At 65.7% G+C, this 20405-nt stretch carries 19 protein-coding genes and 3 pseudogenes; 6 read left to right on the top strand and 16 right to left on the bottom strand.

The features are described 5' to 3' along the window. Positions 1–49: 49 nt before the first annotated feature. The 6 genes from AWC06_RS19420 to AWC06_RS19400 all read right to left on the bottom strand — a co-directional run bounded on the left by AWC06_RS19420 (position 50) and on the right by AWC06_RS19400 (position 4365). Positions 50–1117, bottom strand: a complete 1068-nt coding sequence (locus AWC06_RS19420) for a sulfate/molybdate ABC transporter ATP-binding protein (RefSeq protein ID WP_085199623.1) — start codon at positions 1115–1117, stop codon at positions 50–52. Next, entirely contained in the window at positions 1114–1929 is an 816-nt protein-coding gene (gene cysW, locus AWC06_RS19415) for a sulfate ABC transporter permease subunit CysW (RefSeq protein WP_085199622.1), read from the bottom strand. Before cysW ends, AWC06_RS19420 begins: the two co-directional genes overlap by 4 nt. Next, a complete protein-coding gene (gene cysT, locus AWC06_RS19410) occupies positions 1926–2786 on the bottom strand; it encodes a sulfate ABC transporter permease subunit CysT (RefSeq protein ID WP_085199621.1) in 861 nt (286 codons plus the stop codon). Before cysT ends, cysW begins: the two co-directional genes overlap by 4 nt. Next, positions 2783–3820 carry a sulfate ABC transporter substrate-binding protein gene (locus AWC06_RS19405; protein ID WP_085199620.1) on the bottom strand — a complete coding sequence of 346 codons (1038 nt, stop codon included), beginning with the start codon at positions 3818–3820 and terminating at the stop codon, positions 2783–2785. Before AWC06_RS19405 ends, cysT begins: the two co-directional genes overlap by 4 nt. 115 nt (positions 3821–3935) lie before the next feature. Then, on the bottom strand, positions 3936–4028 hold the full coding sequence (locus tag AWC06_RS24020; RefSeq protein ID WP_372457963.1) for an Ms4533A family Cys-rich leader peptide: 93 nt from the start codon (positions 4026–4028) through the stop codon (positions 3936–3938). 133 nt (positions 4029–4161) lie between these two features. Continuing rightward, on the bottom strand, positions 4162–4365 hold the full coding sequence (locus AWC06_RS19400) for a hypothetical protein (protein WP_085199619.1): 204 nt from the start codon (positions 4363–4365) through the stop codon (positions 4162–4164). Positions 4366–4463: 98 nt separating this feature from the next. Between AWC06_RS19400 and AWC06_RS19395 the strand changes: the two genes are divergently transcribed. Then, the gene (locus tag AWC06_RS19395; protein WP_085199618.1) at positions 4464–6467 is read left to right on the top strand and encodes a glycoside hydrolase family 15 protein; all 2004 of its coding nucleotides are present in this window, start codon (positions 4464–4466) and stop codon (positions 6465–6467) included. Between the two features lie 87 nt (positions 6468–6554). Here the strand turns inward: AWC06_RS19395 and AWC06_RS19390 are convergent, their stop codons facing one another. Both AWC06_RS19390 and lepA read right to left on the bottom strand, forming a co-directional pair. Continuing rightward, positions 6555–7286: a sensor domain-containing protein gene (locus AWC06_RS19390; protein WP_085199617.1), complete on the bottom strand. Its 732-nt coding sequence runs from the start codon at positions 7284–7286 to the stop codon at positions 6555–6557. A gap of 39 nt (positions 7287–7325) precedes the next feature. Further along, positions 7326–9263: pseudogene (gene lepA, locus AWC06_RS19385) on the bottom strand (translation elongation factor 4). Here lepA and AWC06_RS19380 point away from each other — a divergent pair. Then, the gene (locus AWC06_RS19380) at positions 9254–9841 is read left to right on the top strand and encodes a type II toxin-antitoxin system PemK/MazF family toxin (RefSeq protein ID WP_085199616.1); all 588 of its coding nucleotides are present in this window, start codon (positions 9254–9256) and stop codon (positions 9839–9841) included. The pseudogene lepA and the gene AWC06_RS19380 sit on opposite strands and share 10 nt — an antisense overlap. A gap of 2 nt (positions 9842–9843) precedes the next feature. Here the strand turns inward: AWC06_RS19380 and AWC06_RS19375 are convergent, their stop codons facing one another. Further along, positions 9844–10272, bottom strand: coding sequence for a CBS domain-containing protein (locus AWC06_RS19375; protein ID WP_085199615.1), 429 nt, complete (start codon positions 10270–10272; stop codon positions 9844–9846). A 228-nt stretch (positions 10273–10500) separates the two neighbouring features. Here AWC06_RS19375 and AWC06_RS19370 point away from each other — a divergent pair, with 228 nt between their 5' ends. Beyond that, positions 10501–11343: a ribonuclease Z gene (locus AWC06_RS19370; RefSeq protein ID WP_085199614.1), complete on the top strand. Its 843-nt coding sequence runs from the start codon at positions 10501–10503 to the stop codon at positions 11341–11343. On the opposite strand, the gene AWC06_RS19365 is transcribed toward AWC06_RS19370, so the two are convergent. The 4 genes from AWC06_RS19365 to AWC06_RS19350 form a co-directional block, all read right to left on the bottom strand. Then, positions 11328–11897 (bottom strand): hypothetical protein, encoded by a 570-nt coding sequence (locus AWC06_RS19365; RefSeq protein ID WP_308065911.1) that lies wholly within the window; start codon positions 11895–11897, stop codon positions 11328–11330. The genes AWC06_RS19370 and AWC06_RS19365 overlap by 16 nt on opposite strands. A 115-nt stretch (positions 11898–12012) precedes the next feature. Continuing rightward, entirely contained in the window at positions 12013–12852 is an 840-nt protein-coding gene (locus AWC06_RS19360) for a transglutaminase family protein (protein ID WP_085199613.1), read from the bottom strand. Next, positions 12852–13829, bottom strand: coding sequence for an alpha-E domain-containing protein (locus AWC06_RS19355; RefSeq protein WP_085199612.1), 978 nt, complete (start codon positions 13827–13829; stop codon positions 12852–12854). Before AWC06_RS19355 ends, AWC06_RS19360 begins: the two co-directional genes overlap by 1 nt. A gap of 17 nt (positions 13830–13846) precedes the next feature. Continuing rightward, complete coding sequence (locus tag AWC06_RS19350) at positions 13847–15466, bottom strand: circularly permuted type 2 ATP-grasp protein (RefSeq protein WP_085199611.1); 1620 nt, start codon at positions 15464–15466, stop codon at positions 13847–13849. Between the two features lie 214 nt (positions 15467–15680). Between AWC06_RS19350 and rpsT the strand changes: the two genes are divergently transcribed. Then, the gene (gene rpsT, locus AWC06_RS19345; RefSeq protein ID WP_085199610.1) at positions 15681–15941 is read left to right on the top strand and encodes a 30S ribosomal protein S20; all 261 of its coding nucleotides are present in this window, start codon (positions 15681–15683) and stop codon (positions 15939–15941) included. A gap of 16 nt (positions 15942–15957) precedes the next feature. Here the strand turns inward: rpsT and holA are convergent, their stop codons facing one another. Further along, on the bottom strand, positions 15958–16923 hold the full coding sequence (gene holA / locus AWC06_RS19340; protein ID WP_085199609.1) for a DNA polymerase III subunit delta: 966 nt from the start codon (positions 16921–16923) through the stop codon (positions 15958–15960). A gap of 12 nt (positions 16924–16935) precedes the next feature. After that, positions 16936–17766: pseudogene (locus tag AWC06_RS19335) on the bottom strand (ComEC/Rec2 family competence protein); the annotation flags it as partial. 392 nt (positions 17767–18158) lie between these two features. Here AWC06_RS19335 and AWC06_RS24015 point away from each other — a divergent pair. Next, positions 18159–18323, top strand: a pseudogene (locus AWC06_RS24015) (helix-turn-helix domain-containing protein); the annotation flags it as partial. A 423-nt stretch (positions 18324–18746) separates the two neighbouring features. Then, a complete protein-coding gene (locus AWC06_RS23725; protein WP_227370942.1) occupies positions 18747–19694 on the top strand; it encodes a hypothetical protein in 948 nt (315 codons plus the stop codon). 92 nt (positions 19695–19786) lie between these two features. On the opposite strand, the gene AWC06_RS23910 is transcribed toward AWC06_RS23725, so the two are convergent. Further along, entirely contained in the window at positions 19787–20386 is a 600-nt protein-coding gene (locus tag AWC06_RS23910) for a helix-turn-helix domain-containing protein (RefSeq protein ID WP_308065910.1), read from the bottom strand. Positions 20387–20405: the final 19 nt, after the last annotated feature.

Genomic DNA, 20405 nt, shown 5'->3' with positions numbered 1-20405 from the left:
AGGCCGCCTCTCGCACTTCTTCTGCAAAACTTCGGTTTCGAGTGGCCGGTTAGGCGGAGGTCAGTGTGGTCGCGCCCTCGTCGGCCGCCGTGTCGCTGCGCGCGGGCGCCCCGTCGGCCATGGCCGGCACCCGGGTGGCACGCACGTACACGGTGTCCCCCTCCTGCAGGCCCAGCGCCTCAGCGTCACCGCGGGTGATTTGGGCGGTGAAGGGCCCGCCGGTGACGGCATTGGTCAACTCCACACGCACTTCGAAGCCCAGCATCACCACCCGATCGATGGTGGCGCGGACGACGCCGGTGGACTGGGCGACGGGGTCGCTGATGGCGATCTTCATATCGGGATTGCGGCCGACCCGGATGTCGTGCGGACGAACGAGGGTGCCGTTGAGTGAGGACACCGCGCCCAGAAACGACATCACGAAGGCGTTGGCCGGGGTGTCGTAAACGGTTGTCGGCGAACCGACCTGCTCGATGCGGCCGTTGTTGAGCACGGCGATCCGGTCCGCCACATCGAGCGCCTCGGCCTGGTCGTGGGTGACCAGCACCGTGGTGACATGCACCTCGTCATGCAGGCGGCGCAGCCAGGCCCGCAGATCCTCCCGGACCTTGGCGTCCAGGGCCCCGAACGGTTCGTCGAGCAGCAGCACTTGCGGGTCGACCGCCAGCGCGCGGGCCAGCGCCATACGCTGACGCTGACCACCGGAAAGCTGGTTGGGATAGCGGTTCTGGAAACCGCTGAGGCCCACCACCTCCAGCAGATGGTCGACCTTCTTGGCGATCTCGGCCTTGGGCCGCCGGCGGATCTTCAACCCGAAAGCCACATTGTCGCGGACACTCAAATGCTTGAAAGCCGCGTAGTGCTGAAATACAAAGCCGATGCCGCGTCGCTGCGGCGGCACGCGGGTGACGTCGCGGCCATTGATCGTGATGGTCCCGGTGTCCGGCCGGTCGAGCCCTGCGATGGCGCGCAACAGCGTCGATTTGCCCGAACCGCTGGGCCCGAGCAAGGCCGTCAGCGAACCGGCGGGCACCTCGAAGTCCACGTTGTCCAGTGCGACGAAATCGCCGTGCCGTTTGTTGGCGCCTCGCACGATGATCGCGTTGGTCGCGGTCATTCCACCTCCTTGCGGGCGCGTCGAGCATCGAGCAGTACTTGGACGATCAAGACCACCACGCTAACCCCCATCAGCAGCGTCGAGATGGCATACGCGCCGTATTCGGCGCCCCGGTTGTAGCGATCGGACACCAGCAGCGTCAACGTCTGCGATTTGCCGGGCAGGTTGGACGAGACCATGATGACCGCACCGTATTCACCGAGTGTGCGTGCGACGGTCAGCACGATTCCGTACGTGAGGCCCCACCGGATCGAGGGCAGGGTGATCCGCCAGAATGTCTGCCACCAACCGGAACCCAGCGTTGCGGCTGCCTCCTCCTGGTCGGTGCCCAGTTCGTGCAGCACCGGCTCGACCTCTCGGACTACGAACGGCAACGTGGCGAACACACTGGCCAACACGATGCCCGGCAGCCCGAAGATGATTTTGAATCCGAGGTCACGCTCGACGAAGCCCAGCAGTCCCGCCGAGCCCCACAGCACGATCAGCGCCACGCCGACGATCACCGGCGATACCGCGAAAGGCAGGTCGATGATCGCCTGCAGCACGCCCTTGCCGCGGAACCGGTTGCGCGCCAGCATCAATGCCGTCGGGATGCCAAAGATCACGTTGAGCGGAACCACGATCGCCACGACCAACAGCGACAAATTCAGCGCCGAGATTGCCGCCGGAGTGCTGACGTAGGCGTAGAACTGTCCGAAGCCGGGCGAGAAGGTCCGCCACAAGATCAGCGCCACCGGCACGATGAGCAGCACAAAGACGTAGCCCAGCGCGAGGCTGCGAATCAGGTAGCGAACCCGCGGCGAGACCGTCACGCGGACACCTCCTCGCGTCTGGCCGCGCGCGACCCGAGCGTGCGCAAGATGAACAACACGACGAACGAGATGCTCAGCAGCACAATGGAGATCGCAGCAGCGCCGGTGCGGTCGTCGTTCTCGATCAGCGTCCGGATCCACTGCGACGACACTTCGGTCTTGCCGGGCACTGCCCCACCGATCAGCACCACGGACCCGTATTCTCCGATGGCCCGCGAAAATGCCAGCCCCGCACCGGAGAGCAGCGCCGGAGTCAACGACGGCAGCACGACCCTCGTGAAGATCGTCAGGTTGTTTGCACCCAGCGAGGCCGCGGCTTCCTCGGTCTCGCGGTCGATTTCGAGCAGCACCGGTTGGACGCTTCGCACCACGAACGGCAGCGTGACGAATGCCAGCGCCATCCCCACGCCCCACGCGGTGTGCTGCAGGTGCAGGCCGACGGGGCTGTTGGCTCCATAGAGGGCCAGCATCACCAGGCTGGCAACGATCGTAGGCAGCGCGAACGGCAGATCGATGATGGCGTCGAGCAGTCGTTTGCCGGGGAAATCGTCGCGTACCAGTACCCAGGCGATCAGCAGGCCGAACACCAGGTTGACCAGGGTGACGCCGGCCGAGATGGTCAGCGTGACCCGGAACGACTCGAGCGCGGCATTGGAGGTGACGGCGAGCCAGAACGCTTGCCGGCCACCACCGACCGCCTGCCAGCCGATCGCGGCCAGTGGCAGCAACACGATCACCGAGAGCCACACCATCGCGACGCCGACTCGCAGCGAGATGCCGCTGCGCGCGCTGCGGGGGCGCGGCCCGGGTTGGTCGCCTCCGGCAACCGACGCGTGAGGTGTTATGACGCTCGTCATCCGGTGGCCTGCATGTAGATCTTGGTGATGCGGCCGGTGTTCTTGTCGAACAACTGCGCATCCACCGTGTCCCAGCCGCCGAGGTCGGCGATCGTCCACAGTTTGACCGGTATTGGGAACTGATCGCGGACATCGGCGGCGACGGCCGGGTCGACAGGCCGGAAACCGGCTGCGGCCCAAAGCCTCTGCGCCTGGGCAGTGTATTGGAAGTTCTTGAACGCGGTCGCCGTGTCCAGGTGGGCGCTGCTGGTCACCACGGCCAGTGGGTTTTCGATTTTGAACGTCTGCGGCGGGTTGACCTGTGCGACCGGTTTGCCTTGGCGCTTGGTGGCGATCGCCTCGTTCTCATAGCTGATCAGCACATCGCCGCTGCCCTGGACAAAGACGTCGGTGGCCTCGCGCCCGGATCCGGGCCGCAGTTTTACGTGCTGGCTGACCAGCTTGTTGACGAAGTCAAGGCCCGCTTGCGGATTGCGGCCACCGCCGCTCTTGACCGCATACGGCGCAAGCAGATTCCATTTGGCGGAGCCCGAACTCAGCGGGCTGGGCGTGATGACTTCCACACCGGGCCGTAGCAGGTCGTCCCAGTCCTTGATGTGCTTGGGATTTCCCGGTCGCACCACCAGAGTCACCACCGATCCGAACGGAATCCCCTTGGTGGCGTCTTTGTCCCAGTCCTTGGAAACCTTGCCGGCCTTGACCAGTCGGGTGATGTCGGGCTCGACGGAAAAGTTCACGATGTCGGCGGGCTTGCCGTCGACAATTCCGCGTGACTGATCACCGGAGGCGCCGTACGAGGTGATCACTTGGACACCCTTGCCTACGTCAGAGGCGTTGAACGCCGGAATCACCTTGCTCCAGCCGGGTTCCGGAGCCGAATACGCAACCAGGGTGATGCTCGTGCGCGTATTACCCTGCCCACCACCGCCGACGACGTCGCTGGCGCCGCCGTGGCACGCCGCAGCGATGGTCGCGGCGACGGCCAATCCGACAGCATGTCGCCACCGCCGGGCGCCTCTGACGTCGTCGAGCAATGGTCGACCTTTCCGGAGCGGGCTTAGCAGGTAACAAATCCCGTCGCTACGGCAAGGCGTGTGGTTTCTGGATCAGTTGCCGAACACCGATACCGGACCGCGCGCGGGCAGTAGGTCAGCGACAACAGTGGACGTCGGCCACAGCGCAGTCACCCACGGCAATGAGTGCTAGAACGTGGCACTCGCGGTTGCCGGACACTGCGCGCATGGCCGGAAGCCTAACAGAATCGCCCGAATCGACAGCCCGAGCGGACCGCCTCAGCGAGTCAGCAACCAAGCGACGATGACCAGCACCACCAGGATCACCAGCACGAAGGTGACCTGCGATCGGGGCATGCCGCTCATCCGGGGGCTTCGGGGGTGTCGCGGGTGCCGCGGACCCGCCGCAGCAGCCGGATACCTTGGCCCAGCAGAGCGTCCAGCACGACCGCGATGAGGTAGGCCAGCGCCAGCACGGCGGGCATCACGACAATGGTCTGCAGAACGAACCCCAGCCCGGACAGCCATAGCTCCACGCCGTCCCACCAGCTGAGGATCCCGTTCACCGGCTCACCCTATTCCGCGCGGCCAGCGAAGCCAACGCCGGCCGAACACGCCCCGCCGTGAGTAGACGCCGGGCAGGTCAGCGGATGATGATGTCGGCATGGTCGTGCAAGCTCAGCCTGCCGACGACGCCGCCGAACAGGCTGAGTCCAAGCCCTTCAGCGTCACGTCCCCGGTGCCGTTTCCGGCGAGCGGGCTACTGCGCAACCCCTTCCCGCCGATCGCCGACTACGCGTTTCTCTCCGACTGCGAGACGACGTGCCTGATCTCCCCCGCCGGCTCGGTGGAGTGGATGTGTGTGCCCCGGCCGGACTCGCCCAGCGTGTTCGGCGCGATCCTGGACCGCAGCGCCGGCCATTTCCGGCTTGGCCCCTATGGAGTGTCGGTGCCCTCGGCACGCCGCTACCTGCCGGGCAGCCTGATCATGGAGACCACCTGGCAAACCCACACCGGCTGGATGATCGTGCGCGACGCGCTGGTGATGGGCCCCTGGCACGACATCGAGCGCCGGTCGCGGACGCATCGCCGCACCCCGATGGACTGGGACGCCGAGCACATCCTGCTGCGCACAGTGCGCTGCGTCAGCGGCACAGTCGAGCTGATGATGAGCTGCGAGCCCGCCTTCGACTATCACCGGATCGGCGCCACCTGGGAATACTCGGCAAACGCCTACGGCGAGGCCGTCGCGCGGGCCAAGAACGATTCCGACGACCACCCGGCGCTGCGACTGACGACGAACCTGCGGATCGGCATCGAGGGCCGCGAGGCCCGGGCCCGCACCCGGTTGAAAGAGGGCGACGACGTGTTCGTCGCGCTGAGTTGGTCCAAGCACCCGGCGCCGCAGACCTATGCCGAAGCCGCCGACAAGATGTGGCAGACGACGGAGTGCTGGCGGCAATGGATCAACATCGGCAACTTCCCCGACCACCCGTGGCGGTCCTATCTGCAGCGCAGCGCGCTGACGCTGAAGGGTTTGACGTATTCGCCCACCGGCGCGCTGCTGGCGGCCAGCACCACGTCGCTGCCGGAGACGCCGCAGGGCGAACGCAACTGGGACTACCGCTACGCCTGGGTTCGCGACTCGACGTTCGCGTTATGGGGGCTCTACACGTTGGGTCTGGACCGCGAGGCCGACGATTTCTTCGCGTTCATCGCCGACGTGTCCGGCGCCAACAACGATGAACGCCATCCGCTGCAGGTGATGTACGGCGTGGGCGGCGAACGCAGCCTGGTCGAAGACCAACTGCACCATCTGTCCGGCTACGACCACGCCCGCCCGGTGCGGATCGGTAACGGCGCCTACAACCAGGACCAGCACGACATCTGGGGCAGCATCCTGGACTCGTTCTACCTGCATGCCAAGTCGCGTGAGCAGATCCCAGAGACGCTGTGGCCGGTGCTGAAGGCGCAGGTGGAAGAGGCGATCACGCACTGGCGTGAGCCCGACCGCGGCATCTGGGAGGTGCGCGGCGAGCCCCAACACTTCACCTCGTCGAAGGTGGCCTGCTGGGTGGCGGTCGATCGCGGCGCCAAGCTGGCCGAGCGGCAGGGCGAGAAGAGCTACGCCCAGCAGTGGCGGGCCGTCGCCGAGGAGATCAAGGCCGACATCCTGAAGAACGGAGTGAACTCGCGCGGCGTGCTGACCCAGCGGTACGGCTCGGATGCGTTGGACGCCTCGGTGCTGTTGGCGGTGCTGAACCGGTTTCTGCCGCCGGAAGACCCGCGGGTGCGCGCGACGGTGCTGGCCATCGCCGACGAACTCACCGAGGGCGGCCTGGTGCTGCGCTACCGCGTCGAGGAGACCGACGACGGGCTGGTCGGCGAGGAGGGCACGTTCACCATCTGCTCGTTCTGGCTGGTGGCGGCGCTGGTGGAGATCGGTGAGGTCAGCCGCGCCAAACATCTGTGTGAGCGGCTGCTGTCGTTCGCCAGCCCGCTGCACCTCTACGCCGAGGAGATCGAGCCGCGCACCGGCCGACACCTCGGCAACTTCCCGCAGGCCTTCACCCACCTGGCGCTGATCAACGCTGTGGTGCACGTGATCCGGGCCGAGGAGGAGGCCGACAGCACCGGGGTGTTCCAGCCCGCCAACGCGCCGATGTAGCCGGCGTTCACGCGCCGACTGTGTGGGTTGTGGTCGCCAATCGACGAAATCACGTCCATATCCCCCACACTCGACGGCACCCAGCGTTCAGCTCGATTCGCTGATCTTGTCCATCATCCGATGGGCGATGTTGACGGCGACGGTCTTGTCGGCGTCCGCTGTGCTGCCGGGCTCGAGGCCGAAGAAGGCGACGCGGACTTCGACGAGGCAGTTCACCCGCACCCCGACGGCATGAGCGTTCGGGACCGTCGTCGAACCGTGGACTCCAACGGCGGCGGCGACAACGGAATTGGCGTCGCTGACATCGGAGATAGCCATCGTGAAGTAGCCGTCATTCATGGAGACCGTCGTGCCGTCGCACTGCCGCCACTGCTCGGTGAACTTGGCGAAAAGCGGGTCGGCGGCCGCGGCGGTGGGCAATGCGACCACAGCCTCGTGGACGCTGATCACCCGTGGGTTCTCGTCGTAAGGGGCCGCGTTCCACCAACTCTCCTTGGCGACTTGGCGCACACGAGAACCCTGGAAGACGCTTTTCGGCAGCTCTTCCGCGGCCGCAGCGCACTCGCGGGGCGAGGCGCTGCCGTCCGTTAGCAGTTCGATGCCACCAAAACGCGGCGGCGAATCGGGATCGGTTTTGAAGGGCTGATCCAGCATTTTCGACAGCTCGCCATCGTCGAGAAGCACCCGGTTGACGGCTTGCCCGCTAAGCGGGCGCGGCGCCATCCCCGGCGCCGGGCGGGCGGCGCCGTCAGTGACGCGCGTGCACCCCGTCGCCAGCAGCAGCGTCGCCAGCGCGACCACGACGCGTCCGATGGGCATGACTGGACCCTACCGGCGCCCGTTGCGCAGCGATTGCGGCTATTTCTTGGCCTTGTCGCCGGCCGCGTCCGCGGACAGCGCAGCGACGAAGGCCTCCTGCGGCACGTCGACCCGACCAATGGTCTTCATCCGCTTCTTGCCTTCCTTCTGCTTCTCCAGCAGCTTTCGCTTGCGGGTGATGTCACCGCCGTAGCACTTCGACAGCACGTCCTTGCGGATTGCCCGGATGTTTTCCCGCGCAATGATTTTGGACCCGATCGCCGCCTGCACGGGCACCTCGAACTGCTGACGCGGAATGAGCTCTTTGAGTTTGGTGGTCATCTTGTTGCCGTATGCCGCCGCCGCATCCTTGTGCACGATTGCGCTGAATGCGTCGACTGCCTCGCCCTGCAGCAGGATGTCCACCTTGACGAGTTGGGCCTCCTGCTCGCCGGCTTCCTCGTAGTCGAGGCTGGCGTAACCGCGGGTGCGCGATTTCAGCGAGTCGAAGAAGTCGAAGATGATCTCGCCTAGCGGCATCGTGTAGCGCAACTCCACCCGCTCGGGTGACAGGTAGTCCATGCCGCCGAGCTCGCCGCGTCGGGATTGGCAGAGTTCCATGATCGTTCCGATGAATTCGCTGGGCGCGATGATCGTGGTTTTGACCACGGGCTCGTAGACGGTGGCGATCTTGCCCGACGGCCAGTCGGACGGGTTGGTCACGCGGACCTCGGTTCCGTCGTCTTTGATCACCCGGTAGACCACGTTCGGTGAGGTCGAAATCAGGTCGAGGTCGAATTCGCGCTCCAGGCGCTCGCGGGAGATTTCCATGTGCAGCAGGCCCAAGAAGCCGCACCGGAATCCGAATCCCAGCGCCACCGAGGTCTCCGGTTCGTAGGTGAGCGCGGCGTCGTTGAGCTGCAGCCGCTCCAGCGCGTCGCGCAGGCTCGGGTAGTCGGAGCCGTCGACGGGATACAGCCCCGAGTACACCATCGGTTTGGGTTCGCGGTAGCCGGTCAGCGGTTGGGTGGCGCCGTGGCGCGCGGTCGTGACGGTGTCGCCCACTTTGGACTGACGGACGTCTTTGACACCGGTGATCAGATAGCCCACCTCGCCCACGCCGAGTCCGGCGGTGGCCTTCGGCTCGGGTGAGACGATGCCCACCTCGAGCAGCTCGTGAGTCGCGCCGGTGGACATCATCGCGATCTTCTCGCGCGGGGTGATCTTGCCGTCGACCACTCGCACGTAGGTCACCACACCGCGGTAGATGTCGTAGACCGAGTCGAAAATCATTGCGCGGGTGGGGGCCTCGGCGTCGCCCTGCGGCGGCGGAATCTGCTTGACGACGGCGTCAAGCAATTCGGGTACGCCTTCGCCGGTCTTGCCGGACACCCGCAGCACGTCGTCGGGCTCGCAGCCGATGATGTGCGCGATCTCACCGGCGTAACGATCGGGGTCGGCGGCGGGCAGGTCGATCTTGTTGAGCACCGGGATGATCACCAGGTCGCGGTCCAGTGCCAGGTAGAGGTTGGCCAGTGTCTGGGCTTCGATGCCCTGCGCGGCGTCCACCAGCAGCACGGCGCCCTCGCAGGCCGCGAGCGCCCGGGACACCTCGTAGGTGAAGTCGACGTGTCCCGGGGTGTCGATCAGGTGCAAAACGTTGTCCCGCCAGGGCAGCCGCACATTCTGCGCCTTGATCGTGATGCCGCGCTCCCGCTCGATATCCATCCGGTCCAGGTACTGAGCCCGCATCGAACGCTCATCGACCACACCGGTGAGCTGCAGCATCCGATCCGCCAGCGTGGATTTGCCGTGGTCGATGTGGGCGATGATGCAGAAATTGCGAATCTGCGCCGGCGCGGTGAAGGTTTGGTCGGCGAAACTGCTGATGAGAATCTCCTGGTCGACGGGTGGCGCGCGGGCACATCAAGGGTATCGAGGCAGCGTCGGCGGAACACAATCGTGCCGGGTCGTCTTATGCTGCGAACATGGCGTCAGGGTGGAGGACGTTGCAGCGATTCGCAGAGGATTTGGTGTACGTGACGTCCTCGGAGGTTCCCAAACTGATCCGCCAGCTGCAGAACTCCCCTGCCATTCAGCGCGGCATCAAGATCGGGATGGACGTGATCGCCGGTGGCCCGTCCGAACCGCCGGCCGAGATCACCGCCGGCCGGCCGGTGACCAACCGCAGTGCGCCCACGGCGTACCGCGCCCGCAAGCTCGTTTACTGCCCCAACCTGGATGGTCCGGCCGATCCCGGCGAGGTCGTGTGGACATGGTTGGTCCACGAGGACGACCCGACCCGTGGCGAGGACCGGCCGGTACTGGTCGTGGGTCGTGACCGCCACACCTTGCTCGGGCTGATGATGTCCAGTCAGGAAAAGCACGCCGCCGACCGGGATTGGGTGGGCATCGGCAGCGGTAGCTGGGCTGCGGACGGCGGAGAATGCTGGGTCCGACTCGACCGGGTGCTCGATGTGCCCGAGGAGGGTATCCGTCGCGAGGGCGCGATCCTGCGGCGCGACGTCTTCGACATCGTGGCCGCCCGGTTGCGGGCCGACTACTCCTGGAGCTGAGCTCAGCCCTGGGTGATGTAGGACTGCAGCTGGGCGTGCTCGGCTTCCAGCTCGTCGATCCGGCTCTTCACCACGTCGCCGATGCTGACGATGCCGACCAGCTCGCCGTTTTCCATCACCGGTACGTGCCGCACCCGGTTTTCGGTCATCAGCGCGCTGATGGCGTCGACCGTGTCGGCCTTGCTACAGGTGGCAACCACCGTGGTCATGATCTTCGAGACCGGCGCAGCGAGCACGCGCGCCCCATGGGTGTGCAGCTCACGTACCACATCGCGCTCGGAGACGATGCCCTCTACACCGTTCGGCCCGAGCACCACCATCGCGCCGATATTGCGCTCGGCCATGCCGGCGAGCAGTTCGGTAACCGTGGCATCGGGATTGATCGTCACTACCGCGGCGCCCTTGTTCCGCAACACGTCCCGAATCCGCATCCAAGCCTCCCGCCGGTAGTGATCTGCTTCACACCAGGCTACGGCGTACTCGCGCAACGTGGAAGCTGCCAACCCAAATCGATACCTGGCCCGGTGCGATGCCCCGATGAACCGGTTGTCGGGCGCGTCGAGGTTCGGTATAGGTCGACAACGGCCGAACGCCTTGCGACACAGCAGATCCGGCGAATCCGATGGCGCGCGGGCGAGATGTATGCAATATCTGGGGCCATGATCGACATCACGCTGCTCGGCACGGGAAGCCCCATCCCGGACCCGAACCGGGCCGGGCCGGCCACCCTGGTGCGTGCCGGCGGCGAGGCTTTTCTGGTGGACTGCGGACGCGGCGTGCTGCAGCGCGCGGCGGCAATCGGCGTCGGCGCCAACGCTTTATCGGCACTGCTGCTCACCCACCTGCACAGCGACCACATTGCCGATCTGGGCGACGTCCTCATCACCCGCTGGGTCACCACGTTCGTACCCGACCCGGTGCCGCTGCCGATCATCGGGCCACCGGGCACCGCGGATGTGGTCGACGCGATGCTGAAGGCCTTCGGCCCCGACATCGGCTACCGCATCGCCCACCACGACGATCTCGACGCTCCACCGCCTGTCAACGTGCAGGAATACACCGAGGGCCCGGTGTGGGATCACGACGGCGTGGCGATCCGCGTCGCACCCACGGATCACCGGCCGGTGGCCCCGACGATCGGGTTTCGGATCGAATCGGGCGGCGCGTCCGTCGTGCTGGCCGGCGACACTGTGCCGTGCGAGAGCCTCGACGAGCTGGCCAGGCGAGCAGACGCGTTGGTGCACACCGTGATTCGCAAGGATCTGGTGTCCCTGCTTCCGCAGCAGCGGATCAAGGACATCTGCGACTACCACTCCTCGGTGCAGCAAGCGGCCGCTACCGCGAAACGCGCCGGGGTCGGCACTCTGGTGCTGACCCACTACGTGCCCGGCATCGCGCCCGGTCAGGAGGAACAGTGGCGAGCGTTGGCCGCGTCGGAGTTCGACGGGCACATCGAACTCGGCGATGACCTGCACCGAGTGCAGATTCAGCCGCGCACGTGAGGATCGGGCCGGCGCAGCGGCAGTAGCCCACCGGCCACCAGCAGCCACACCAGTGCCGAAACCCGTGCGACTGGCAGGATCACGCCCAGCGCCGGCCAGATCAGCACCAGCGTCGTCAGCTCGGCGAGCGCGGCGATCCCCAGTCCGATCCAGGCCAGTGGTCGCGGCAGCAGCCCGAGGGTCAGGCCCGGCAGCGCCATGCCGCCGACCAGCAGGCCGAGGGCGACGATATGCGCAGGACCGCCGACCAAAAACACCAGGAGATACAACGCGCGAACCAACGCGGTGTCGGCGCTGATTTCCGGCCAGGACAGCGGCCAGGCCACCAAACCCGTCAGACCCAGGGCGCCGGCCGCCAAGATGCCGCCGGTCAGCGCGACCATCGCCGCCGGGGCGGTTACTCCGAGCTGCCGCAGGCGCGCGCCGGCCATTGCCACGTAGACGGCCAGCAGCACCGCCGATCCGAACACGGCGACGGCGATCACCTGTACCGCAACCGGCTCGGCGCGAACGTAATGCTGGATCGGGGCGACCGGCCCGTACGGCAACGGCATCACACCGCCGAGCGCGACTCCGATCGCCACGCCACCGATAAGCAACGCCAGGCAGGCCGAGGCCACCGAGGCCAACGGCGATCCACTTTGCCAACGCGGTCGCTCGGTCAACGCCCTACGCCAATCGGGTGATTTCGACGACGACGTCCAGGTCGGTGGCGCCTTGCCCGGAGTAAATCCCTTTCAACGGGGACACGTCGCCGTAGTCTCTGCCGACGCCCAGGCTGATGTACTGCTCGGTGATCTGGCTGTCGTTGGTGGGATCGACATCCCACCAACTGCCGGTCCAGGCTTGAATCCACGCATGACTGTGCCCGTCGAGGGTGTCCCCTATCCCCGCGTCACGAGTTGGCTGCAAATAGCCCGATACGTAACGCCCGGGTATACCCATGCTGCGCAACAGGATTAGCGTCAAATGCGCGAAATCCTGACAGACACCCTTGCCCTCGCGCAGCGCGTCCAGCCCGGACGAGTGGACGCCGGTGGTACCCGGTAGGTAGTCCAGTTCACTGCGTACCCACTGCGCCGCGGCATACACGGCTTCGACAGGCTCGTGATACTTGGTGATCCGCCTGCCCACGGCCGCCACACGTCTGCTTGCCGGGGTGCAGTCGGTGGGGCGCAGCATCTCGTCGAAACGGTCGAGGACCGATTCGGTGTGCAGCTCGGCCCAATCGAGCTTCGCCGTCGGCGGCTCCGGTCGGTCGGTCTCAACGACCGACGAGGACGTCACGGTCAGCTCGGTGTGCGGCGCGTGCAGGTCGAATGCCGTCACCAACGTGCCCCAGTAGTCGACGTAGCGGTATGACCGTGTGGCCGGCACAGTTTCGACGCGGTTGAGGATGACGTTTTGGCGGGAGTCCGACCGCGGTGTGAGGCGAGCTTCGTTGTAGGAGGCCGTCACCGGCGACGGATAGGCGTAGCCGGTGGCGTGCAGTACGCGCATCCGCCACATCAGGTCTTCCCCTGCCGAGCCGGCAGCGGGTGACGCTGCCCGGCATCCGACCAGGCGACCCATGGCACGACGTGAAAGTACTGTAATGCCAAGGCTTCTCCGACGTCGTGGCACGTCTTCTGCAAGCCGGCCAGCCGCATCTCCAGCGATTCGAGCAGCGCTCCCGGTTGCACGAATTCGAGTTCACTGCGGGCTCGCCCGAGCAGGCGCTGCGCTTCGGCGGTGGCCCCAACCCGGCTGTGCGGGTTGGGCATCAGCTCGTCGAGGTTGTGCTCGGCCAGCTTCAGCGAGTAGAAGACCGACCGCGGAAACAACCGGTCGAGCAACATGAACTCGACCACCCGGTTCGCGTCCAGCACACCGCGATAGGTGCGCAGGTAGGTATCGTGCGCGCCCGCGGAGCGCAGCACCGTCACCCAGGCCGGCGAGGACGCGCTGTCCCCCACCCGCGACAGCAGCAGTCGCACGGTCATGTCCACCCGTTCGATCGCCCGGCCCAGCATCATGAAGCGATACCCATCGTCGCGCGACAACGTCGAGTCGGCGAGGCCGGCGAACATCGCGGCGCGGCCCTCGATGAACGACAAGAATTCATGCGGCCCAAGGCGTTTGGCGGCTCGTACGCGTTCGCCGAGGGCGTTGTAGGTGGTGTTGAGGCACTCCCAGGTCTCGGTGGATGTCACCTCGCGAGCAGACCTGGCATTCTCTCGTGCCGCCGAGATGGCGTCGACGATGGAGCAGCCGCCGGCGATGTTGCGGCGAAACGCCACCAGGTCGGCCAGCGACCAGACGTCCAACTCGGTCTGCGGCGGCTCGATGCCCAAGACGTTCAGAAGCACACGGCAGGTGTGGTCCGGATCGACGCTGGAGTCCTCCAGCAGCTGGTGCACGGTCACGTCGAGGATGCGCGCGGTGTCATCTGCGCGCTCCACATAGCGACCGATCCAGTACAGCGCCTCGGCGTTGCGGGCCAGCATCGGTGGACCACCTCCGTTTACTGCTGTTGTTGACCTGGCTGTTGGTCCTGCGGCGGGCGCGGCTGCGGCTGTTGTTGCTGCTGCGGCATTTCGGCCTCAGCCTCGCCGTTGGACGTCCCGACCGGCTTCGGCAACGAACGCACAACCTCTGCGGCGCCGAGCTCGCGATTGGCTACGGAAGCGCGCGGCGCCAGCACCCAGGTGTCCTTCGAGCCGCCGCCCTGGCTGGAGTTGACCACCCGCGAGCCCTCGACCAACGCCACCCGGGTCAGACCTCCGGGCAGCACCCAAACGTCGTCTCCGTCGTTGACCGCGAATGGGCGCAGGTCGACGTAGCGGGGAGCCAGTCTGTTCCCGATCTGGGTCGGCACGGTGGACAGCTGCATCATCGGCTGGGCGATCCAGCGCCGCGGATCGTCGCGGATTTTCTTGCTGAGCGAGGCGAGTTCTTTGTCGGAGGCCTCCGGGCCGAACACGATGCCGTAACCGCCGGAGCCCTCGACCGGCTTGACGACCAATTCCCTGATCCGATCCAGCACCTCTTCGCGTTCGTCGTCCAGCCAGCAGCGCAGCGTGTCCACGTTGGCCAGCAACGGTTTTTCGCCGAGGTAGTACTCGATGATGGTCGGCACATAGGCGTAGACGAGTTTGTCGTCGCCCACCCCGTTGCCGACGGCGCTGGAAATGACGACATTGCCGGCGCGGGCCGCGTTGAGCAGACCGGCGACCCCGAGCACCGAGTCGGGGCGGAACTGCATCGGGTCGAGGAATGTGTCGTCGATGCGCCGGTAGATGACGTCGACCTGGCGCTCGCCCTCAGTGGTGCGCATGTACACCTGGTTGTCGCGGCAGAACAGATCGCGGCCTTCGACGAGTTCGACACCCATCTGACGGGCCAGCAGCGAATGCTCGAAATAGGCAGAGTTGGCGACACCGGGAGTCAGCACCACGACGGTCGGGTCGGCCTCGTTGGTGGCCGCCGAGTTGCGCAACGCCCGCAACAGGTGAGCCGAATAGTCGTCGACCGCGCGTACCCGGTGGGTGGCGAACAGGTTGGGGAAGACCCGCGCCATCGTGCGCCGGTTCTCCATCACATACGACACTCCCGACGGCGAGCGCAGGTTGTCTTCCAGAACCCGGAAGTTGCCGCGCTCGTCGCGGATCAAGTCGATGCCGGCGACGTGGATGCGCACCCCATTGGGCGGGACGATGCCGGCGGCCTGGCGGTGGAAATGTTCGCATGAGGTCACCAGCCGGCGCGGGATGACACCGTCAAGCAGGATCTCCTGCTCGCCGTAGATGTCGTCGAGGTAGCACTCCAGAGCCTTGACGCGCTGGGTGATGCCGCGCTCAAGCCGTGCCCACTCGGCGGCCGAGATCACCCGGGGGACCAGGTCCAGCGGAAACGGCCGCTCCTGACCGGACAGCGAAAACGTGATGCCCTGGTCGCTGAACGCGCGGCCCAGGGCCTCCGCGCGGGCTGCGAGCTCGGAGGCGTCCGACGGCGCAAGTTCGGCGTAGATGCCTTTGTAGGGCCCGCGGACGTTGCCCTGACCGTCGAACATCTCGTCGAAGGCATCCAGGTAGCTGCTCGCCGCGTTGTAGCCGTCGAAAATGCGCTCGTAGCGCCTGGGCATACGGGCGCCGGCGCGGGACGACCGGGTGGTCTCCACGGCTCGAAGGCTCACCCATCACATCGTGCCCTACCGGCGGCGTTTCCGCAGGCCAAGGGACTCGGCTTTGGGAGAATGCGGCGCCGGCTGATACCCTGGTCAGTCGCTGCCCGGCCGTCCAGGCATCTGCAGCCCGAAAACCCGAGCATCCGCCCAGATCGACGAAGGAAGCTAACGCGTGGCCAACATCAAGTCGCAGCAGAAGCGCAACCGCACCAACGAGCGCCGGCGGCTACGCAACAAGTCGGTGAAGTCGTCGCTTCGCACGGCGGTCCGCGCGTTTCGTGAGGCCGCCGCCGCAGGCGAGAAGGACAAGGCCGCCGAGCTGCTCGCGTCGACCAGCCGCAAGCTGGACAAGGCGGCAAGCAAGGGCGTGATCCACAAGAACCAGGCGGCCAACAAAAAGTCGGCGCTGGCACACGCCTTCAACAAGCTCTGAGCCGTTCTTGGGCCGTTTAGCGGCGGGCCGCTAGCTCGGCGACCTTGCGCACCGCTGCTTCCAACGCGTAGTCGGCATCGGCGGCCGCGCCTTTGACATCGGCGTTCAGCGCCGCCACCAATCTCATCGCGTCGGCCACCATGTCGCGCGACCAGCCCCGGGCCTGTTTTTGCGCCTTCTGCACCCGCCACGCCGGCATCCCGAGTTCGGCGGCCAGACGGTAGGGGTCACCGGATAACGGCCCCACCCGGCCGATGGTGTGCACGGCCTCGGCCAGCGCGTCGGCCAACACCACATGCGGCTCACCGCGCATCATCGCCCACCGCAGCGCCTCGACGGCGCCCTCGACATCGCCGACGACGGCCTTGTCGGCGATGTCATAACCCTTCACCTCGGCCTTGCCGCTGTGATACCGCCGAACAGCGGCAGCATCGACGCGGCCGCCGGTGTCGGCGACCAATTGCGAACAGGCCGAGGCGAGTTCGCGCACATCGGAGCCGACCGCGTCGAGCAGCGCGGTGACCGTATCCCCGTCGACTCTGACCTGCATCGAGCGGAATTCGTTGCGAACGAACTCGGCGCGTTCACTGGGCTTGGTGATCCGTGCGCACGGATGTACTTGCGCGCCAAGCGCGCGCAGCTGACCGGCCAGCGCCTTGGCGCGCCCGCCGCCGGAATGCACAACCACCAGCTCGGTGCCCGACGGAATGTCCGCGGCCGCAGTGGCGATCAACTCCGCGGCGTCCTTGCCCGCCTCGTCGGCGGCTTCCAGCACGACCACCCGCTCGTCGGCGAACAACGACGGGCTCAGCAGTTCGGCCAGCTCATACGTGTCGACCTCGCCGGCCCGCAGCCGGCTCACCGGGACGTCGTCGCTGCCGGCGCGCTGGCGCGCCGAGCGCAACACGTCCGCGACGGCGCGCTCGACCAACAGCTCCTCGTCTCCCAGTACAAGGTGCAGCGCCGAAACCTGCTGGCTCACCGTTCGATCGTGTCATGCGCCGCCGACAGGGCCGCCGGCCCCTGCCAGCAGGCCCGACAGCGACCAAGCGAATAGGCCGGTGACCGCAAGCGCCGTCAGAGCACGAAACCACCGCCACCGCCACAGCACCACGGCCGGCGCCGTGGCGACGGCGACCAGCAGCACGCCGGAAATGCCGGACGGCACCGGCACGCTGGCAGCCGGAACAGCGGCTGCCCAGTGCGCTATGCGCAGCACCCACCACAATTCGGGGCCGGTGAACCGGATCAACAGTTGCGCGCCGGCCGGCCAGCACAGACACAGCATGCTTGCCGCACTGCCCATCACCGTGATCGGCGCGACGAGCGCCGCCACCGCGAGATTGGCCGCCGCTGCCACCAGGCTGACCCGGCCCGAAATGCCGGCGATCAGCGGAGCCGTCACCAACTGCGCGGCGCACGCCACACAGACGGCGTCCGCCAGCGGCTTGCACCAGCCCGCCGCCACGAGGCGCCTCGACCATGCGGGCGCGAGGACCACCAGCGCCGCCGTCGCCACCACCGACAACGCCAGACCCACGTCGACCGCCAATTGGGGGGCGGCGACCATCAACAGCAGCGCACTGGCCGCGAGCGCCGGAATCGCTTGTCGCCGACGCGAAGACAGCACGCCCAGCAGCGCGATCGCGCCCATCACCGCAGCACGCAGCACGCTCGCCGTAGGTTGCACCACGACGACGAATGCCACCAGCGCGAGCGCCGCGAGCCCCACCGCCGCCCGTGGCCCGATCAACCGCGACGAGAACAGCACCGCCCCGCACACGATCGTGACGTTGGCCCCCGATACGGCCATGAGGTGTGTCAACATGTGTATGTAGCAGGTATTGACGGCGAGGCCTCTGGCCGGGCCTGAAGACGCCCATGTCGTAACCCAACGCCGCGCGGTGTTGCAGATGGTCAGTCTGGTATCCGTGGTCTTGCGACGCCGGAAGAAATTTGGGCCCGGATTTCGACCCCTAGTCAGCTCCATTCCCCGTGGCTGAAAATCGAGGCGTAGCGTTGTAGGCGGCAGGCCCGGTGCGGGCCGTCGCTTGTGAGTACAAACGAAAGTTCGGAGCCCTCAGAAAAATCTCCCGTCGACGACTACGTCGCCGAAATTCTGACTGGCGCGCCCCCGCTGACCGATGAACAGCGGGCCCGGCTGGCGGAATTACTGAGGCCTTTTCGAAGGCGTGCTGGTAATGCGGAGCCCTCGTTATGAGCGGCCCAGAAGCGATCTGGAGTTTGAGCGTCAGCGCTAAAGCCAAGCTGACTTTGTTGGCCATCGCCTCTACTGAGTCGCCGAGTATCCCGGAGCTGGCTCATATGACTGGTTTGAGCCAGCGGACTGTCCAGAGAGCAATACGGGAGTTAGAAGACGCCGAGGCCATCAAGGTAGGGGTGCGTAGGGGTCAAGACCAGGGGTATCGGCCAAATTCCTATCTGCTGCCAGGTGACTCAGTGACACAACCCCCTGGTGCCAGCGTGACACCCCCTGGTGTCACTGTGACACCAGCCTCAAACTTTCCGAGTAATAGTAGAGACAGTGGTACTAACTCTTCTCTTGAACAGTTAAGTAGTACCAATCCAAAGATAGAATTCACTGGTCCTAATACCTCGGACGCCCTGCGGGCGTCCTTGGGTATGAGGGACCGCCGGGGAGAATTCCGGTTGGGCCAATGGTTGGGGACATGGCCTCAAGTAGGGGCACCACTCCCAATCCCCATACACTTTCTTGATCCGCGAAGCGGAAGCCTTGGTCGGAAATTCCCAAGGTTGCCGGAAATCTCCTTACACGCGGACTGGTTGACCACCTATTTCCACTCCCTGGCTCTGGACCGACAGAATGTGGAAAACAAAGCCGCTGGTCGGAAAGTCCAACCCTCGATCAGTGAAGGTCGCCTCGAAAAGTTCCACCAGAGTGCTATCGAATTGCTTCTCCATCACCCGCTGGCCGAGGTCGTCGAAGTAATCGACTGGGTTTACATCGATTGCAATGGGTACCTGCCGCAGTCTCTGGTCGACCGGAACAAAGACCACAAGCTGACCCGACTCCGCCAGATCCTGAATTGCTATGAGGGTCTAAGGGAGGCCATGACAACGGGAATTCCTCGGCCATCTGACCAGCAACCGAAGAAGGTCGACCCGACTGAGGTCGACGAGCTGATGGCAGCCTTCACCGAATTCCGGGCCTCTCACGGTGACCTCGATATCAGCGAGTTCAGACTCAATAACTGGAGGAAGACTTTCAGGATCATGCTGCGCAAGTACCCGGTCCAGGACATCAAAGCTGTCATTGCCGCGATCCGGGGAATGCCGGACTACATCGATCAGGGCCGGTATCGCAACGCCTACGCCTTGAACCGCCCTGGCGAATGGGAAGACCTGCGCGAAGTTGTCAAGACCCACGAACTGATTAAGACCACGGAAGCTGCTCAGCCCCAGGTTGTTCCGTCTCGCAAAGCCGACGCTGACGACTGGGTCGACGAGGACGACGCCCGGCGGCCCGGGCGCCCGCAATCTAGTCGCAATGACCCCTGGGAGACGTACCCAAACCGGCCGCGCCGGGCAAAAGATCCGCAACACCGCGGACAAGCTATTACCTTCTCTGACCCCGAGCGCATCAAGCTCCGGCGGCTCCGGTATGAGGCCGGGCTCCCAACGAGTGACGTCGGGCCCGCAACGGGTGACGCCAAAAGGCTCTGTGTACGGGACGTCCTTGATGCGCACCGGCAAGAGATGCGAGATGGATGAGGGCATGACGGACCTAGTTACGGGCCGCTGGTCGCCGGTCCGGTGATGACCATTTCCTCACTCGAGCTGGTCGGCGCCAAGCGCGATGCCGCTCATGGTCGCTGTTTCCGCGGTCGTAGCGGCTCGTTGATGGGACGCATCAGCTGGTCGTCAATCTCGTTGAGGTCCACCCGGATAACGCGATGGGATCGACCCATGCGGTAGCCCTTCAACTCCCCATCGGCGATCAGTCGGCGCACCGTCCGGTCGCTGATCTGCAGGTAATCGGCAGCCTCCGCGATGGTGATGTAACGCCGTCTTATCACGTTGTCGAGAACCTGAATCTGCCCAGCTGCAACAGTGTTTCGCGGTCGATGCGGAGAAGTTTTGGTACTCCTTCGGGCGTCGAGTTGTCCATTAGCAATGAGCCTGCGGATTAGCCGCGGGCTGACCTGGTAGTGCTCGGCTGCCTGCTTGAGTCTCACCCAGCGAGGAAGCGCCTGCGAGGGTGGATCTGGTTCCCCGCGAAGCCGTAGCAACGATCCCCGCTCGATTCGGATCAAACGACCATATGGCATCACCCCGCCGCCCACGCCAATGCGCCGAACCACAAGGTTCCGAAGCATCTTGTAATACATCTCGGCGCGGTCCACCCCGCAGTACTCCGCTGCCTGGGTGACGGTCAGCCACGGGGGAAGTGCCAGCGCATCCACGCTCGCACAGCATACGTAG

Source organism: Mycobacterium fragae (assembly GCF_002102185.1).
Classification (GTDB): Bacteria; Actinomycetota; Actinomycetes; order Mycobacteriales; family Mycobacteriaceae; genus Mycobacterium; species Mycobacterium fragae.
This window is presented reverse-complemented; position numbering and strand designations above follow the sequence as displayed.

What these genes read in the sequence shown, in the direction of transcription:
- AWC06_RS19375 (WP_085199615.1), bottom strand. Translation starts at nt 10,272, where the DNA reads ATGCGGATTCGGGACGTGTTGCGGAACAAGGGCGCCGCGGTAGTGACG.
- AWC06_RS19420 (WP_085199623.1), bottom strand. Translation starts at nt 1,117, where the DNA reads ATGACCGCGACCAACGCGATCATCGTGCGAGGCGCCAACAAACGGCAC.
- AWC06_RS19360 (WP_085199613.1), bottom strand. Translation starts at nt 12,852, where the DNA reads ATGTGGCGGATGCGCGTACTGCACGCCACCGGCTACGCCTATCCGTCG.
- AWC06_RS19355 (WP_085199612.1), bottom strand. Translation starts at nt 13,829, where the DNA reads ATGCTGGCCCGCAACGCCGAGGCGCTGTACTGGATCGGTCGCTATGTG.
- AWC06_RS19390 (WP_085199617.1), bottom strand. Translation starts at nt 7,286, where the DNA reads ATGCCCATCGGACGCGTCGTGGTCGCGCTGGCGACGCTGCTGCTGGCG.
- AWC06_RS19395 (WP_085199618.1), top strand. Translation starts at nt 4,464, where the DNA reads ATGGTCGTGCAAGCTCAGCCTGCCGACGACGCCGCCGAACAGGCTGAG.
- AWC06_RS19350 (WP_085199611.1), bottom strand. Translation starts at nt 15,466, where the DNA reads ATGCCCAGGCGCTACGAGCGCATTTTCGACGGCTACAACGCGGCGAGC.
- AWC06_RS19370 (WP_085199614.1), top strand. Translation starts at nt 10,501, where the DNA reads ATGATCGACATCACGCTGCTCGGCACGGGAAGCCCCATCCCGGACCCG.
- AWC06_RS24020 (WP_372457963.1), bottom strand. Translation starts at nt 4,028, where the DNA reads ATGCGCGCAGTGTCCGGCAACCGCGAGTGCCACGTTCTAGCACTCATT.
- AWC06_RS19365 (WP_308065911.1), bottom strand. Translation starts at nt 11,897, where the DNA reads ATGCCGTTGCCGTACGGGCCGGTCGCCCCGATCCAGCATTACGTTCGC.
- cysT (WP_085199621.1), bottom strand. Translation starts at nt 2,786, where the DNA reads ATGACGAGCGTCATAACACCTCACGCGTCGGTTGCCGGAGGCGACCAA.
- AWC06_RS19380 (WP_085199616.1), top strand. Translation starts at nt 9,254, where the DNA reads ATGGCGTCAGGGTGGAGGACGTTGCAGCGATTCGCAGAGGATTTGGTG.